This window comes from Cellulomonas sp. P1_G12_2 (assembly GCF_056405535.1).
Genome location: NZ_JBFUBX010000001.1, coordinates 1,500,136 through 1,516,180, shown reverse-complemented (window position 1 = coordinate 1,516,180; position 16,045 = coordinate 1,500,136). Strand labels below are relative to the sequence as shown.

The 16,045-nt window shown below is 70.1% G+C and carries 10 protein-coding genes; 4 read left to right on the top strand and 6 right to left on the bottom strand.

What is annotated here, in order from left to right:
• Nucleotides 1–7: 7 nt before the first annotated feature.
• Complete coding sequence (locus tag AC1DXT_RS07135) at nucleotides 8–1,984, bottom strand: vWA domain-containing protein (RefSeq protein ID WP_477060630.1); 1,977 nt, start codon at nucleotides 1,982–1,984, stop codon at nucleotides 8–10.
• A complete protein-coding gene (locus AC1DXT_RS07130) occupies nucleotides 1,977–3,362 on the bottom strand; it encodes a MoxR family ATPase (RefSeq protein ID WP_477060629.1) in 1,386 nt (461 codons plus the stop codon). The genes AC1DXT_RS07135 and AC1DXT_RS07130 overlap by 8 nt, the downstream gene beginning before the upstream one ends.
• A gap of 99 nt (nucleotides 3,363–3,461) precedes the next feature.
• On the opposite strand from AC1DXT_RS07130, the gene AC1DXT_RS07125 reads away from it, so the two are divergent.
• On the top strand, nucleotides 3,462–3,914 hold the full coding sequence (locus tag AC1DXT_RS07125; RefSeq protein WP_477060628.1) for a hypothetical protein: 453 nt from the start codon (nucleotides 3,462–3,464) through the stop codon (nucleotides 3,912–3,914).
• On the opposite strand, the gene AC1DXT_RS07120 is transcribed toward AC1DXT_RS07125, so the two are convergent.
• Entirely contained in the window at nucleotides 3,896–5,050 is a 1,155-nt protein-coding gene (locus tag AC1DXT_RS07120) for a class I SAM-dependent methyltransferase (protein ID WP_477060627.1), read from the bottom strand. The genes AC1DXT_RS07125 and AC1DXT_RS07120 overlap by 19 nt on opposite strands.
• Nucleotides 5,051–5,125: 75 nt before the next feature.
• Between AC1DXT_RS07120 and AC1DXT_RS07115 the strand changes: the two genes are divergently transcribed.
• Complete coding sequence (locus AC1DXT_RS07115) at nucleotides 5,126–6,667, top strand: carboxylesterase/lipase family protein (RefSeq protein WP_477060626.1); 1,542 nt, start codon at nucleotides 5,126–5,128, stop codon at nucleotides 6,665–6,667.
• A gap of 2 nt (nucleotides 6,668–6,669) precedes the next feature.
• Nucleotides 6,670–7,449 (top strand): 2-oxo acid dehydrogenase subunit E2, encoded by a 780-nt coding sequence (locus AC1DXT_RS07110; protein WP_477060625.1) that lies wholly within the window; start codon nucleotides 6,670–6,672, stop codon nucleotides 7,447–7,449.
• 244 nt (nucleotides 7,450–7,693) lie between these two features.
• On the opposite strand, the gene AC1DXT_RS07105 is transcribed toward AC1DXT_RS07110, so the two are convergent.
• The 3 genes from AC1DXT_RS07105 to AC1DXT_RS07095 form a co-directional block, all read right to left on the bottom strand.
• Nucleotides 7,694–9,112 (bottom strand): tetratricopeptide repeat protein, encoded by a 1,419-nt coding sequence (locus tag AC1DXT_RS07105; RefSeq protein WP_477060624.1) that lies wholly within the window; start codon nucleotides 9,110–9,112, stop codon nucleotides 7,694–7,696.
• Nucleotides 9,113–9,213: 101 nt separating this feature from the next.
• On the bottom strand, nucleotides 9,214–9,891 hold the full coding sequence (locus tag AC1DXT_RS07100) for a hypothetical protein (protein WP_477060623.1): 678 nt from the start codon (nucleotides 9,889–9,891) through the stop codon (nucleotides 9,214–9,216).
• Nucleotides 9,892–11,600: 1,709 nt separating this feature from the next.
• Nucleotides 11,601–14,675, bottom strand: coding sequence for an eCIS core domain-containing protein (locus AC1DXT_RS07095; RefSeq protein ID WP_477060622.1), 3,075 nt, complete (start codon nucleotides 14,673–14,675; stop codon nucleotides 11,601–11,603).
• Between the two features lie 407 nt (nucleotides 14,676–15,082).
• On the opposite strand from AC1DXT_RS07095, the gene AC1DXT_RS07090 reads away from it, so the two are divergent.
• Nucleotides 15,083–16,045 carry an outer membrane protein assembly factor BamB family protein gene (locus AC1DXT_RS07090; RefSeq protein ID WP_477060621.1) on the top strand — a complete coding sequence of 321 codons (963 nt, stop codon included), beginning with the start codon at nucleotides 15,083–15,085 and terminating at the stop codon, nucleotides 16,043–16,045.

Here is a 16,045-nt window from a genome sequence, read left to right as displayed (position 1 = left end):
ATCACCACTAGTCGTCGCGACCCCAGCCCCCGAAGGCGCCGTTGCGGCGCGAGCTCAGGTAGGAGTCGATGACCGCCGCGCCCAGGTCGTCCGTCTCGGGTGCGACGACGGTGCCGCCCGCCCGCTTGGCCATCGCGTCGACGAAGCGTGCGAGACCGGGGTCGTCGCCGAGACGGAAGAAGGTCGTGCGTGCGCCCAGGCGCGCCGAGCCGTCGAGCTCGCGCACCGCCAGGGCGATCGTGATCGGGTTCGGCGGGTAGTCGAAGAACACCTCGCCGCTCGACTCCAGGTGGGACGTCGGCTCGCCGTCCGTGACGATGAGGAGCACGGGCTGAGCGTTCGGGTGCTTGCGGAAGTGCCGGTTGGCCAGCAGGAGCGCGTGGTGCAGGTTGGTGCCCTTCTCCCACTTCTCGTCGAGCCCGACGAGCGCCTCGATCTGCATGACCGACGCGGTGCGCCCGAAGCCGATCAGCTGCAGGTCGTCCCCGCGGAACCGGCTCGTGACCAGGGTGTGCAGCGCCAGCGCGGTGCGCTTCATCGGCACCCAGCGGCCCTCCATCGCCATCGAGAACGAGGTGTCGACGAGCAACGCCACACAGGCCTGGGTGCGCGCCTCGGTCTCCTGGACCTCGACGTCGTCGACCTGGATCGTGCGCGACCCGCGCGCCAGCGCGTTGGTGATCGTCCGGCTCACGTCCCACGGCTCGGTGTCCCCGAACACCCACGGGCGGGTGGATCCCGACGGCTCGCCGGCGGCACCGGAGCGCCGGACGTCGTGACCGCCGGTGCGGCCGGACATCGTGTCGGCGACGGCCTTGAGGACCGCCTTGCCCAGCTGGCGCATGGCCTTCGGCGTCAACGCCAGCTTGCCGTCCGAGCCGCGCCGCATCGTGCCCTCGTTCAGCGCCTTCTCCAGCCGCTGCAGGGTGCGAGCGTCGACGACCGCATCGTCGCCGAGCTGGCGCGCGAGCTTCTCCAGGTCGACGTCGTCCAGCTGGGAGCCCTGGTACGACTGCGCGAGCTGCTCGGCGAGCGCGTCGAGGTCGGCGAGGTCCTGGAACACGCCGGTGCCGTCGCCGAGCCCGAGCCCGTTCTCGCCGTCCATGCGCTCCGAGCTTCCCCAGTCCTCGCCGGGCCGCAGGGCTTTCAGGTTGTCGTCGAGCTGCCCCAGCGCGTCCATGAGGTCCGACGAGCCGAACGCCTGCTGGGCGAGCGCGTCGAGCTCGTCGCGCTGCTCCTGCGTCATCGAGTTCCGCATGCGTTGGGCGGCCGCGGCCCGTTGTGCGAGGGCGTCCAGGAGCTCGTCGAGGTTCTGCGGGTTCTCAGGGAAGTACTCGCCGTGCTTCGCCATGAAGTCGTCGAACTGCTCCGGGGTGTCCTCGCCGCGCTTCCGTGCGTCGAGCAGCCCGTTGAGGTCCGCGAGCATCTCGTTCAGCGCGGCCCGGTCGGCGTCGGTCGCGTTCTCCAGCGCCTGCTTCATGCCGGCGAAGCGCTGGTCGAGGATCTCCCGGCCCAGCAGGTCCTTGATCTTCTCGAACTCCGCCCGCGCCTCGCTGCTGCGCCAGTCGTACCCGTTGAGCTCGTTGACGGCGGCCGCGGGCGAGGACGGGAGGTTGTCGAGCTGCAGCTGCGCCAGGGCCCGGTCGCTCTCGTCCATGTCGACGTCGCGCGCCAGCTGCTTGCGCTCGGCGAGCACCGCCCGGTCGAGCAGCTCCTTGACCTGCTGCAGCGTGCCGTCGAGGTTGTTCTCGCGCGTCAGCGCCCTGCGCCGCTCGGCGACCCGTCGCGCCAGCTCGTCGAGACCCGCCTGGTCCCGGCCGCCGCGGCGCAGGAACTCGCGCATCGCCCGCTCGGGCGAGGAGCCCGCCATGACGTCCTGGCCGATGGCCTCCAGCGCCTCGGCCAGGTCGACCGGCGGCGCGAGCGGGTCCGGCCCGTCGACGTACGGGGTGTACCTCTTGAGGCGCCGATTCGGTCTAGCCATAGATCGTCTCGCCGCCTCCGGACTCCTTGCTGATCCGGCGGGACAGGTACAGGCCCTCCAGCGCGAGCTCGATCGCGGCCGCCCGCTCGCCGTCGTTCGTGGCGTCGAGCCGCTCGCAGATCTCGTCGTAGAGCTCGGACTCCCCGAGCGCAGGAAGCCCGGTCAGCACGTCGCGAGCCGTCACCTGCTCGCCGGTGGTCACCATCGCCCCGCCCTGGATCGCGTCGACCAGGAGGCTGAAGTCGATGCCTCGGAGGTGCGCGCGCACGGTCTCCGACGTGGCGGTGCGCAGCAGGTGGTCGAGGATCTCGTCCTCGCGCCCCTCCTCCCCCGACTCGAACTCGATCTTCCCCGCGAGGACATCCACCGCGGTCTCGAGGTCCACCGGCCGCGCGACCGCGTGGTCTTCGCCCTGCCGCGCAGCCCGGTGCAGAGCCGAAGCCGCGACGGTCTCCGCGCCCGCGATGGCGAACCTCGCACTCACCCCGCTGCGCTGGTCGACCGCGCTCGACTCCCGCAGCGCCCTGGTGAACCGGGCCAGGATCTCGATGAGATGGTCGGGAACCTCCGCGTGGAGGAGGGCCTCCTGGCGGATGACCGCGACCTCGTCGACCAGCTCGGTCGGGTAGTGCGTCCGGATCTCGGCGCCGAACCGGTCCTTCAGCGGCGTGATGATCCGCCCACGATTGGTGTAGTCCTCCGGGTTGGCCGTCGCCACCACGAGCACGTCGAGCGGCAGGCGCAGGACGTAGCCGCGGATCTGGATGTCGCGCTCCTCCATCACGTTGAGCATCGCTACCTGGATGCGCTCGGCGAGGTCGGGCAGCTCGTTGATGGCGACGATGCCACGGTGGCCCCGCGGCACCAGGCCGAAGTGGATCGTCTCCGGGTCACCGAGGGCACGCCCCTCGGCCACCTTCATGGGATCCACGTCGCCGATGAGGTCCGCGACGCTCGTGTCCGGCGTCGCAAGCTTCTCGACGTACCGCTCGTCGCGGTGGCGCCAGGTGACGGGGAGGCTGTCGCCCTGGTCGGCCGCCCGTCTCTTGCTCGCCGCGGTGATCGGCTCGAAGGGGTGCTCGCCGATCTCCGACCCCTCGATCACCGGGGACCACTCGTCGAGCAGGCCATGGAGGGTGCGCAGGAGTCGCGTCTTGCCCTGGCCGCGCTCGCCGAGCAGGACGATGTCGTGGCCGGCGATGAGGGCCCGCTCGAGCTGCGGGATGACGGTGTCGTCGAACCCGTGGATGCCGGGCCAGGGGTCGCGGCCGTCTCTGAGGGCGGCGAGGAGGTTGGTGCGGACTTCTTCGCGCACCGACGTGTGGACATGCCCGGAAGCGCGGAGCTCGCCGACAGTTGCGGCAGTGGGACGCATCATCCGGTCGAGAGTACGTCCGGTTCCGACCAGTTGCCGATGGAGAGCGGCCGGGGCAGGGTCGGTCCAGCAGATCCGATGCCGGGCCAGGGGGTGAGCGAGATGGCGAAGAAGAAGACGGGGGTCGCCCTGGCGGTCGCGTGGCCGTTGGCCAAGAAGGTGGCCGCCCAGGTCAGCGTGATCGTCGCCAACAACCCCGAGATCCAGAAGCGCCTCGAGAACCTGGGCAAGAAGTTCGCCGACGTCCAGCGGGCCCGCACTCCGGAGGCCAAGATCGCACGGGCGATGGACTCGGTCCGGGAGCAGGCTTCGATAGTCCTCGGTTCTGAGACTCAGGATGCCGAGTCCATCGCCTCGGTCCAGGCGGCGGGCTGGAAGCAGCGGGCGGACCAGGTCGACCGCGCCCTGCGGATCCTCCAGCACCAGCCTCGCAAGATGCAGAAGTCGCAGCTTCCCCGCATCGAGGCGATGGCGGACTCGCTCGTCGCGGAGGTTCTGACGTCGCTCATCGACGATGCGGTCGACGACTCGAAGGATCAGATCGGCGGGAGCTGAGCCGCGCGAGCGGAGACCGTGACGGTGAACTTCGGGTCGCGGCTGACCTGCCGGGTCGGCCCGACGACACGCTCCAGCGTCGGCCGGTAGCGCAGGTGCGAGTTCCACACCGCCCACAGCTCACCGCCGTCCTTGAGCACGCGCGCGGCTTCGGCGAAGAGCGTCCGGGCCACCCCGTCGTGGACCGCCGCACCGACGTGGAACGGCGGATTGAGCACGACAAGGTCGACACTCGCGTCCGGGACTGTCTCCGCACCGTCCGCGCGCACGACGACGACTCGACCCTCCAGACCGTTCGCGGCGACCGTTGCGCGGGCGGAGGCCACCGCGGCGGCGGACTCGTCGGTCGCGGTGACGGTCAGCCCCTCGTTCGCCCGTGCCAGCAGGACGGCCAGAACGCCCGTGCCGCAGCCGAGGTCGACGGCCTGGGCGATGTCCAGCGGCATCGCGTCGAGGTGCTGCAGCAACGCGCGCGTGCCGATGTCGATCCCCGTCCCGGCGAACGCGCCGCCGTGCGCGCACACGGTGATGCCGAGGTCGGGGTGCTCCTGGCGCTTCGGCCAACGCCGGCCGGCCGGGCGCGGTTCTGACGCCACCAGAACGCGCGACTTCTGTCGTGCCAGGTGCGCCTGCACGCTGGTGAAGTGGCGCCCGAGGACGTCGTTCATCGCGGTCGTCATGTGCTTGACCCGCCCGCCGGCGATGACCACGACCTCGGGGTCCGCGTGAGCGGCGATCAGGCCCGCGATCTCGTCGAGCGCATCGAGCGACCGCGGGAGCTGGAGCAGGACCACTCTCGCTTTGTCGAGGAGCTCGGGAGTCAGACCCAGCTGAGTGAACCCGCTCAGGCCGAGCCGCTCGGCGTTCGCGTGCAGTGCCCGCTCGCCGAGGAGGCGGTCCTGGTGGGTGYGGACCCCGGAGAGCCCGTGCCGCGCAATCGCACCGAGCGTCAACGCGCCGTGGTGGTCGCCGATCACGACGACGTCGCCCGCCGTCCTCTCCAGCGCCGGCGCGGCCTCGTCGAGGATCAGCCGGTCGCTCGCGTCGACCGCGTACAGGTTCGGCGCCTCGAGGTCGGGGTAGCGGCGGAGGTCGGCGAGCACGTCGGTCTCGTCATGTCCCGCAGCCGCATCCACGCCACCGAGGCTAACGGGCCTCCCCGGGACTTCCGCCCCTACCGGCGAGGCCTGGGCCGACGAAACCTGGTCGACATGGGTGCAACGGTCAAGACCGTTCAGGGCGTCCTGCGTGGCAGCGTCGCCGATGGCGTGTACGCGTTCCTGGGAGTCCCGTACGCCGCACCGCCCTTCGGTGCGAACCGGCTCCGACCCCCGCAGAGCGTCGAGCCCTGGAGCGGCGTGCGCGACGCCACGGCACCCGGCCCGGAGCCCCCGCAGGTCGCTCCGCCGGCCACCGGCGGAGCGAATGAGGACTGGCACGACGTCTCTGGCGCCTTCGCCGGCGTCGAGCGCGCCGCACCGTCGCAGGACTGCCTGAACCTCAACCTCTGGACGCCCGACCCCACGGCGACAGGCCTGCCGGTGGTGGTCTGGATCCAGGGCGGCATGTTCGAGCTCAGCTCGACCTCGGCCTACGACGGTGCGCACTTCGCCCGCGACGGCGTCGTCTGCGTCGTCGTCAACTGGCGCCCCGGCGCCGAGGGGTTCCTCTACCTCGGGGACGGCATCGCCAACCTCGGCCTGCTCGACCAGGTGGCCGCCCTGGAATGGGTGCAGGAGAACATCGACGCGTTCGGCGGCGACCCCGGCAACGTCACCGTCTTCGGCGAGTCCGCCGGCGCGATGAGCATCGGCACCCTGCTCGCGATGCCCCAGGCCAAGGGACTGTTCCGCCGGGCCATCCTGCAGAGCGGCGCGGCGCACCAGGTGACCCCGGCCGACGACGCGCGACGCATCGCCGGGTACCTGGCCGACATCCTCGGCGTGCCCCCGACCCGCCAGGCGATCGCGTCCGTCGGTGTGGATCGCCTGCTCGCGGCACAGGCCCAGCTGAAGACCGAGCTGCTCACCGACCCGGACCCGGAGCGCTGGGGCCAGGCGGTGGTCACCAGCACGATGCCGTGGCAGCCGGTCGTCGACGGGCAGGTCCTGCCTGGCTACCCCATCGACCAGATCGCGGCCGGTTCGGGCGGCGAGGTCGACGTCATCGTGGGCACGAACACCGACGACTGGAGGCTCTGGCTCCTGGTCAGCGGCGCCCTCGGCCAGATCACCGACGAGATCCTGACCGGCCCCGTCCGCGGGCACGGCTACCAGGCGCTGGCGGCCTACGGACTGGATCCGTCGGCAGCGCTCGACGCCTACCGGGACAGGTATCCGCAGGCCTCCCCCGGTGACCTGCTCGCGAACGTCCAGACCGACTGGTGGATGCGGGTGCCCGCCCTCCGCCTCGCCGAAGCCCGCACGCGCACCCCTGCGACCGGACGCACCTACATGTACGAGTTCGCCTGGGCCGCCCCCGGGCTCGGCGCGGTCCACGCCGTCGAGGTGCCCTTCGTCTTCGACACCGCGACTCCCGACGCGCCGCTGTTCGGCCCGATGCTCGGCGCCCACCCGCCGCAGGACCTCGCGCGTCTGATGCACGCCACGTGGATCGCCTTCGCCAGAACCGGTGATCCCGGCTGGCCCCCGTACGACCACCACCGCAGGGCCACGATGCGGTTCGACACCACCTCGGAGGTCGTCGACGACCCCCGGGCCTGGGAGCGGGCGCTCTGGGAGGGCATCCGCTGACCATGGCCTACGTCGTGCGGGCTGTGCCCCGGGACCGCCAGCCGATCCTGGACAGGCTGGCGGGCGCGAGCCGACGATTCCAGGTCCACGCCCTGCTCGAGCTCGACGTGACCGCCCCCATGGCGCGCATCGCCGCATCCGAGCCGCGTGTGTCGTGGACCGGCTTCGTCATCGCGAGCGTGGCACGGGCGGTCGCGATGCATCCCGAGGTGAACGCCCGCAAGGCCGGCAACGCGATCGTCTCCTTCGACCGCGTCGACATCGGCGCGACCGTGGAGCGGCACTGGCAGGGACGCACCGTGCTCGACGCCATCACGGTTGCTGACGCCGACCAGCAGTCCTGCATGGCGATCTCCCAGACCCTGCAACGAGCGAATTACGGACCGGGCGACGAGCACCGCCCGAGCGGGCTGATCGGGGCGCTGATACGGCTACCGGGACCTCTTCGACGGACTGCCATCCGTGTCGCCGCCACCAGACCCGACATCGCCGCCACCTTTGGCCCCGCAGTGGGAGTCACGTCGATCGGGATGTTCGCCGGCGGGTGGGGGTGGGCCATTCCGCTCGCACCCCTGACGGTGATCGCGACGGTGGGGCGCATCGCGGACCGCGCGGTCGTGCGCGACGGGGTCGTCGTTGTGCGGCCGATGCTGCCACTGACGTTGAGCTTTGACCACGGCGTGATCGACGGGGCACCCGCGGCGCGCTTCACCGAGAGCCTGAGCACTCTGATCGAGACTGGCGCAGCGCTTGAGGAGTTCGCACTTCCCGCCGAGCCTTGAGCACCTGCCGAGGGTTCACGTTCTGACTAACGTCCGCAATCCATGGGCATTGAGGCTGGCGGCTCAGTACCGGTTCCGTTCACTTGAGCGGTCACCATCCGCACCAGAAGACCGAAGTGCGCCCCTGCCCATAGAAATTCTCTCGAGGCAAGGGCCGCACGTCTTGTGCGTGGCGGTCACCTCCTAGCGACGCAGACTTGCGGTCCACTGGACCTGGGAGCGCGCGAAGCTCCCGCGCCTGCAGCTAGACAGATCGTGACGAGATCCACTCCTCGACGGCGTGTGCCATGGCAGCCTCATTGCGGTAGCCGCCCTGATTCAGAGCGACTGCGAGTGACCGCCAGAGCATCGGTTCCGCTGGCTCGAGAGCGAGGGCGACTGCCAGCTCGTCGATCCCGGCCTCCACGTCGCCGGCCAGATGGTGTGCGATGCCGAGCTCCTGATGAGCGGCAGACAGGTACGGGTATCGAGCGCACAGTTGAGACGCGCGACTCACCTGAGCGGCGAGGTCGTCGCCCGCTCCCTCGATAAGGGCCTTGAGCTCCGCGAGCACGACGTCTGGCGGTGAAGCCGTCATCTCGCCAGTCCGAGTGAATAGCGCGGCGGCCTCACCACCTCGGAACAGCAATGTCCAGGGAAGGATCTCGCTAGCGTCAAGCGACACCCAGCGAGGAGGCACGTCAGTAGCGATCTCGGGGTGCAGCACCTGATCGCGAACCTGGGACGGAACCACGAGTCGTTCAGCGCTCATCCGGGCCTCCCAATCGGACGGGAGCCTCGAACGATAGGCGGCGCCTACGCTGTCGGACATGGCCCTGACCGTCTCCCAGGTGGGAAAGGCAAACCCCGCGCGGCACGTGAGCTCGAAGCCGACTGCGTCCGCCTGAATCTCCTCCCACTGTCCAAGCAGGACCTGCAGGCCCGGGCCCGGCGTCGGCACATAGGTCCGCTGCAACGGCAGAAACAGAGTCAGCAGCGCCCCGAGTTGCACCTGCGCGGTAAACCACTCGCCAACTGAGCCGGCCTCGCGGGTCGTGACAACGGAACGGCTCGCGCGGGCGATGAGCGCTTCCAGCGCCGACCGACCTAATAGTGAGTCGCCCGCCACCACGTCGTCCAGCCAATCCAGGTGTAGGTCGGCTTGAAGAAATTCCGCTGGCGTCGTAGGGACCGCACCTCCAAAGAATGCCCCAACCACAAAGTCGGGATCTTGACTGACAGCTCCGGCCCGCATGATGACGTCGTAGACGTCGAAGACGCTCCCGGCGTTGCAGTAGCCCCACTCGAACAGGTCGACGACGAGGTCGACTGCTGCGGGAACGCCGTGCCGTGCCATCTGCCATGACGCGCAGCGAAGCAGTCGCGAGGAGAGAAGGCCCGAGTCCGTCACTGCCAGGTTCCAGTTCAGGAAGAGCGAGCGCGCCGCTTCAGCCGGGGGAAGAACCTGACCGGGCTCGCCCAGGTGACCCGCTGGACCGAGAGAAGGGGGCCAACTCCCGGTGTTGTAGCAATAGGGCGCCTTCACAGATGCGCGGAAGCGCAACTCTGCCGGTCCCTGTAGAGCCTCGAGCAGCGCCATTGTGAAGCCGGCGGCAGCGGTGAAGGTCGCGAACTGGTCCTCTTCCAAGGTTGATGCGCTGGCCAGGCGACCGAAGGTGGTCATCTCCTGGAGCAGTCCATCGGCAACCGGAATTACCGCGCGGGTGCAGTCCTCTCTGCCCGTCAATATCATCGCTTCGCTCCGATCCGGTCGCCAAGAGAGAGTCATACAAAGAGCCCCACCGCTGCGATGATGTCGCCGGCATTGGCTTTGACGTACCGATAGCCACTGATGAGCCACTGCCGGGGTGAACCGATCATGCCGCGCCGGAACGTCCTATTGGCTAGCTGACTTTTCACGGCGATGTGATTGATGAACTGGCGCCCAGTCGTCCCAGCGTCGGCTGCCCCCGCCACATCGACGAACAAGGCGCGAAGGTATTGCCTTAGCGCGGCCGCCGTCTCGTGATCTCCAAGAGGGAAGTAGATCGCCTCGTCCCCCGTCGAGAACCTGCGGAGAAAGGCGATCCCCGGGAGCGGCGGGGCCTCATTCGGGACGAAGAGATCTCGAAGCATCTCCTGAGCAGGGAGCGTGCCAGTATCGAGCTCGAGCCAGTCCAGGGATTCCACGTCCAGCGGACTCGGGAAGGGTGCCGGTCGTGCGGTGGTGAACAGAACGAGGACCCTCGCACCAGAGTCGGCTGCGAGCGTCCCCTCGGCGAGATAGTCGACGATCACGTGATCGGCACGCGGGTCGAACGCAAGAAATCCAAACGCGGTATAGCGCGTCTCGATCACCTCGAGATTGTTCCCCTCGAAGAGGATCGAAAGGTCCTCCACACTGCCGCTGAGGTGCTTCTCGGCGACCTGAGCGCCGACGATCTGCTCCGTCAGGGTCTGCAATGATAGGACGTACATCGCGCATCACACACCTTTGCTGGCGCTCCTGAACTCCTCAGATAAACACGCGCTGTCGACGCAGTTGCCGCAGGCATCAAACACGGCGTGGCTCGGCGTCCGCTCTTTCAGCGCCGCATGCATGCGTGCACACCACGGGAATCCGAGCACTTCGTTGCATTTCGAGGGGAGCGGGTCTCGCCGCTGCGAAGAATCCTCACGGTCGAGACTATCCCTGGCCGGAGGCGGCCTCAATAGTCAGCCCATAAGTCGGTTGAGACGGTACATGGGCGACGAATTCGCGGCAGAGACGCGGGCCGCCCTTGGACGCGTACATCAGCGAGTCGCTCGATGTGATCGAGACCTTGCTCGAGCGACTGCGGTGAGGCCCCCATGCAGGGCAGGCACGGTCAGTGCGGCCCTGAGGAAAGCGTCGCAGTCCACGGTCCATCGCTGCCAACTTCTGCCTCGCCCAGCCCGGGCCAAGGAGGCATCGTGGCCCCGATCGCGACGAGCGGGTCGCCTGGTGCTACGGAGACTTGGAACGCCGTGCCGACCGGAATGCTGATGCATACACCCGGTGCGACAACGAGGCCCTGCGAGTCTCCTGCTGTGCTGAGCCACATGCGCCCAGCGCCGGACATGAAGTACCACAGCTCGTCGACGGTGCGATGCCGGACGGTGGGCGACACCGACCCGGGTGGGAACGTGAAGTGTGCGAGACCGCCGTGCGGGGTGTCGAGGAGGACGCGCACGTCGCTCCCATCGGGCCCGATCGCGGTCGGTTCTTCGGGGAGTACCAGGCGGGTAGTCACGAGCACACTCCTTCGCCGTACGTCAGGCTCGGAACATCGTCCATGCTCCACCAGTGTGCTCGTCGTGCCGACGATCACGTCAGCCGCAGCCTGATCCCGTCCTGTCCGTCGTCGCCCTCACCCTTGAGGCTGCCTGCGGCGCCGCACGGATCCCGATCACTCCCGACGCGCGGTGGCGATCCAGGATCGTGAGCCGGAGCCGTTGAGAGCCGTCGGAAAGCCGTTGGTAGTGGGCTGCCACCTGCGCGATTGCTCTCGACCGACTCGGGCGAACCCCCTCGATTCGGGCTCGTCGGTTGACAGAGTCAACACGGCTCTGCGCGGTCAGCGTGGAGCCGCCGAAAAGCACTTCGACGGACCGAAACTCGGTCGCCGCGGTGGTGCCCGAAAGCCCGGAGCAGTAATCAGTTCCCGCCTACGGGCCATCGACGGCGACGTCGACTGGCCACTCATCGTCATCGGCCCGCCGCGCATCGAGCCTGTCGAGTCGAAGCTGGGGACATTGCCCGTTCGACGAACCACGACCGAGACGGGCAACTGCGGTCAGCGGACGAGTTCTCGAAGGTAGCCGACGAAGCCCCGGGAGCACGCCCCTCCCCACGCTGGTTGCCCGCCAGCTCCTCGACGAGGCTCAGCCGGCGATGTAGCCAAGGTTGCGCATCGCGTCGCGAAGGTCCGCTTCGTGGGTAGTGCGGTCCCAGCGCCTGACCTCCCGAAACGCGTCGGCCGCCGTTTGCCCACAACGTGAGGCCCGAGACGCTGCCGATGTCGCCGTGCTGTAGGCACCCACGGGCAACCTCGCGTGCTGCCATCGCTCGTCGACCCGTCACGGAGGCGCCGACGACGTCGGCGCCCTCGCTCGTCCGGGGCCTGCGACGGAGGCCGATGATGCCGAACGGCTCAGAAGCCGGTGATCGAGCCACCGCCAGACGGTGAATAGTCGGCGTTGAGCTGACGCAGCTGGACCCGCCCTGCGGCGAAGGCGGCTCGGATGGCTGCCTCGAGCGCCGGGTCCCCGAGGTTGAGGCGGCCGGGCTGGATCGCAGCCTGGAGCTCTGCACGCCAGGCGGGCCTCAAAGTGGTCGCCGGCGCCGGGAACTGCCCGATCGTCGACATCTTCACGTCCGTCGCGATGAGAGTCACCTGGCCGTTGGCGTCGACGCGTGCGGTGAAGAAGTCACCGCCTCGCACGTTCGCCCCGAGCGGCGCCTGCAGGCCGATCTCTCCCCTGCGCAGAGCCTCCCGCCAGCCCGCCGCCTCCGCCTCGTCGGCGCGCGGCCCGGTGATCACGGACCGGTCGGTCTGGGCCGAGGCCGAACGCTGACCGAGGACGGCACCGGAGAACGGGTCCGCCACGAGTCGTGCGGGGTTGACGAGGAACGCGCCGGACGAGATGCGAACGGCGGCCGCGGTGGGCGGCGCTGGCGTCGCGGGAGGTGCTGAAGCCTGCGCAGGTGCCGCCGCGGGGGCTGCCTGAGCCGGAGCAGCCTGCGCAGGTGCTGGCTGCGCCGCGGTCTGGGTCGCCGCGGTCTGGGTCGTCGGACGTGCGACGTATCCCGACGGGGTGCGGGGATCCGTCAGGTTGTATCCGCCGCCCGACTGGCCCATCCGGAACGCCGGCGCCGCGCTAAACAGGCCGAGGCCTGCGGCCAGCCCGTAGGCACGGGTGGTATTGCCGAGGGACTGACCCATCCGGTACAGGCGCGCCTCGGCGCCGGGATGCCCACGCGCGTCCAGCCGGAAGGACCGTTGCGGTCCGTTCTGACCCTGTTGGTTCGCGCGAGCCCGGCCGAGCGTGCCGACGGCCAGCGCGACGGCTCCCGCCTGCAGTGACTGCGACAGGTCGCCGGTCTGCGCATAGGTGACACCTCCGGCCGCGAGGCTCGGGGCACCCACGCCGACGGCGAACTGGGCGCCCGGTGAGGTGAGCGTCTGCGAGTACGTCCCGGCGGCGCCACCGAACAGGCCGAAGCCCAGGCCGGTAAGCCCACCACGCAGGGCCATGTCGCCGCGCGACGACCCCTCGGGCGGCTCCTGCAGGAGGCCGCCCGCGGTGCCGCTCAGGGCGCCGCCACCGCCCTGGGCGGCCATGCCGCGCCACAGGTTCTGCCCGAAGGTCAGCCCCTCTGCGCCGACCCCGAGGTTGCGTGCGAGACCGAGGCTGGCCCCGCCGCCGAGCCCGATCAGCGCGCCCTGGGTGCCTACCCGACTGCCCTCGGCGAGCCCCGCCTCGAGCGCCCGGTCCGCGCCGTTCCCGGCCAGCAGCTCACCGCCCGCCCCGCTGCCGAAGCCCAGCGTGTACCCGCCCACGCCGACCACGCCGCTCGTGCCGACCGCCGTCATTCCCGTCGCGAGCAGGCCGGTGGCGCCCGTGCCCGCGACACCGGCCGCCACCAACGGAGCGGCGACGATCGCGCCGATCGACAGCGCGATTGCGAAGGAGAGGTTCCGGGTGATCGTGAGCCCTTCCACGATGCCACCGGCGGTGTTGATCGCCGCCTCGATCCCATCGCGCACGATCTGGTTGGCCTGCCCTGCCTTCTCGACGGCGGTGAACACGGCGTCACCCATGTCGGCGAGCGAGCCTCGCTGCTGAGCGTTGCGGAAGCGACTCAGGGCGACGTTGGAGTCGCTGAGCGGGTCGAGCATGCGCGACTGGAGCTCGACGGGCTCCTCGCCGTTGAAGACGCTCACCACGAAGCCCACGTAGGGCTGCTCCTCGTAGTTGAGGCGCAGGTGCTCGCCCATGCGGTACGTGCTGCTCTCGTTAAGGTCCCGGGCCTGGCGTGCAGCCTCGGCAAGCGCCGCGAGCGCCTGCGCCCGCACCCGGTCGGCGACTTCCTGCGGGAACACCAGCAGCTCGCCCTCGTGCATGACGTACGCCATGCCGGGCTGCTCCTGGTAGGGGCGGATCGAGTCGATCGTCCGCAGGTTCGCGACCACGCCCGCCCGGTCTCCCGACGAGCTCGGGCTCAGCGCCCGCGCGAGGCGAGCCTGGCGACGCTCGGAGCTCGCCTGCGCCAGGTCGGCCTGGAGGCCGGGCGCTAGGCTTCCTAGCTCCTGTCGGAGGATCGCTCGGTCGTCGCGCGAGAGGTCGGGTCGCTGGAGCCACGACGTGATCCGGTCGACCTCCGCCCGGATCTCCGCGGGGTCCGTCGTCTGCGTGCTGGTCTGCTCGCGCAGGATCCGGGGCATCTCGGTCTGCGGCGGCAGCTCGGGCTCGGCCGCTGCCTGCCTCCCCCGCCTTCCGCGTCGACGCGGCCGCGGCCCGTCCTGGGCCGCCATCGCACCCTGGCGACGCGCGATCTCCGCCGTGAGCGCCTCCTTGGCGTCCTCCATTCGGTCGGTCTCGGGCGTGCTCGCTACCTGGCGGGAGATCCACTCGTCGACCTCGGTCAGCTCCTCGAGCAACGCGGAGTATCCGTAGTCACGCACGTTCGGCGTCGACTGCAGCCAGTCCGTCGCCGCGAACGCTATGTACTGGACACCCGTGCCGAGGACGTCCTCCCCGGCCAGACCCGCGCCGGCGTGGAAGCCGGCGTCGACCGCCCGTGCCTGTCGCTCGGCTTGGTCTGGGCTCGCCGAGCCAGGTTGGGTCTGCTGGGCGACGTGGACGAGCTCGTGCGCCACAAGGCGCTCGGGAAGCGGCCGGCCCTGGCCGACGGCAAGCGCGACGTCTCGGCCGACGGTAAACGCGGATGCGCCGGCCGCGCGCCCCGCGGCGCGCGCACGAGGGCCGATATGCAGCCGGACGCCCGAGAGGTCCGCACCCGTGACCCGCTCAGCCTCGGCCCTCAGCCCCGAGGCGACGGCCTCACCCGGCCCTTCGAGCGCGCGCGCAGCGAACCGGTCGAGCTCGTGGCGCATACCGGGCGTGCGGGCCTCGAGTCGGGCCGGCGAGTGCGGTCGTGGCGCGCGACCGGCGTCGCGCGACGGGGCCTGCTCAGGTATGGCGACCGCGTGCGCATACGTCACGGGGAGCTCCGTCCTGTCCCGAGAATCGTCTCGCCGTCGGTACCCGGGCACAACACCCGCGAGCCGCGCGCGCAGGCGTAGCTGCTCCGGTGCTCCCTTGCAGACCTGCCGCTCCTGCGCACCCCGGGAACCTCCACCCTGAGCCCAGACGGCACGACCGCCGCCGTCTCGGTCACCTCAGCCGATCCCTCGACCGACGACGTGGCGCCTCGTAGTCGGGAGGGCGTGGGTCGAGGGCACCTATTCGACCGGTGCATCGAGCCAGGAGCTCGAAGGGAGCCTCCTACCGGCACCAGACCTCAAGGTCGTCGAGGACGACGCCGTCGGGGACTTCCTCGACGTGGAGGTGGCGGGGATCGAAGACGATTTCGGGACCGCGCGCGGTGAGCACGCACATCGTCTGCCGCTTGGGTCTCCCCGCCTCCTCAGCGGCCGAGCTCCCGGCGCACGGCCCCGGATCCGAGGCCTGCTTGGTGGTGCTCGACGCGCAGACCGGGGAGAGGGTCAGCGATCGGAGCCTCGAGTACGGGTTCGGCACCGTGGAGACGCTCGGCTCCGACATCCTGGTGACGACCGTGCTCTCGGACGGACGCGTGCAGGTGACACGCGAGGACCCCCTGACCGGTCGGGTGCGCTGGACCGCCCGGAGCGAGCAACCGCTGCCCGGCGCCGGGTTTGGACGGGGGCCACACGCACCCGAGACGAGGACTGAGCACGGCGTCACCGTGGTGAGCGGTCCCCTAACGATGGCCCTGTCCGAAGACGGTGAGGTCCTGGGTGAGTGGCCGGCGGGAGACGGCCTGCGCCCGGTGGAGCTCGCCGACGGCCGATTCGTCGTGGGCACCCCGGACGTTCCGGGCACCCTCCCGTACGGCACCGTCTCTGCCTCCGATGCCGGGGATGGGTTCCCGATCGACGGTCCTCACCTCAGGCTCGCCGTCGACGACGGCTCGGCGAGCGACCTGCCGCTGACCACCAGCGCGAGCGCCACCGAGGTCGTCGCGCTCGACGCCCGGACCGGCGAGCCCCGATGGAGCGCGGAGGCGACGCCTGAGGACTGGGACCTCCTGCTGGACGACCGCCTGATCACCACCTTCGGGGACGACCTCGTCGCGGTGGACACCCGCACCGGCGAACGCCTGTGGACCGCTCCGGACGATCTGCGGGCCTGCCGTCCCCTGCTCACCGATGGTCACGCCGTCCTCGTCACGACCGGGTACGACGACCAGGAGCCGATCCTCACGGCGGTCGACGTCACTGACGGACGTGTGCTCTGGACGGCGGCGGGGCCTCCGGGCACCGTGGCGTTCTTCGAGATCGGCCGGCACCTCATCGCCCTGCAGCAGGAGCAGATGACCCGCCTGGGCTGA

Bases quoted from the DNA above. Each gene is read 5' to 3' on its own strand.
- AC1DXT_RS07135 (WP_477060630.1), bottom strand. From the start codon at position 1,984: ATGGCTAGACCGAATCGGCGCCTCAAGAGGTACACCCCGTACGTCGAC.
- AC1DXT_RS07130 (WP_477060629.1), bottom strand. From the start codon at position 3,362: ATGATGCGTCCCACTGCCGCAACTGTCGGCGAGCTCCGCGCTTCCGGG.
- AC1DXT_RS07125 (WP_477060628.1), top strand. From the start codon at position 3,462: ATGGCGAAGAAGAAGACGGGGGTCGCCCTGGCGGTCGCGTGGCCGTTG.
- AC1DXT_RS07115 (WP_477060626.1), top strand. From the start codon at position 5,126: ATGGGTGCAACGGTCAAGACCGTTCAGGGCGTCCTGCGTGGCAGCGTC.
- AC1DXT_RS07110 (WP_477060625.1), top strand. From the start codon at position 6,670: ATGGCCTACGTCGTGCGGGCTGTGCCCCGGGACCGCCAGCCGATCCTG.
- AC1DXT_RS07105 (WP_477060624.1), bottom strand. From the start codon at position 9,112: ATGACCACCTTCGGTCGCCTGGCCAGCGCATCAACCTTGGAAGAGGAC.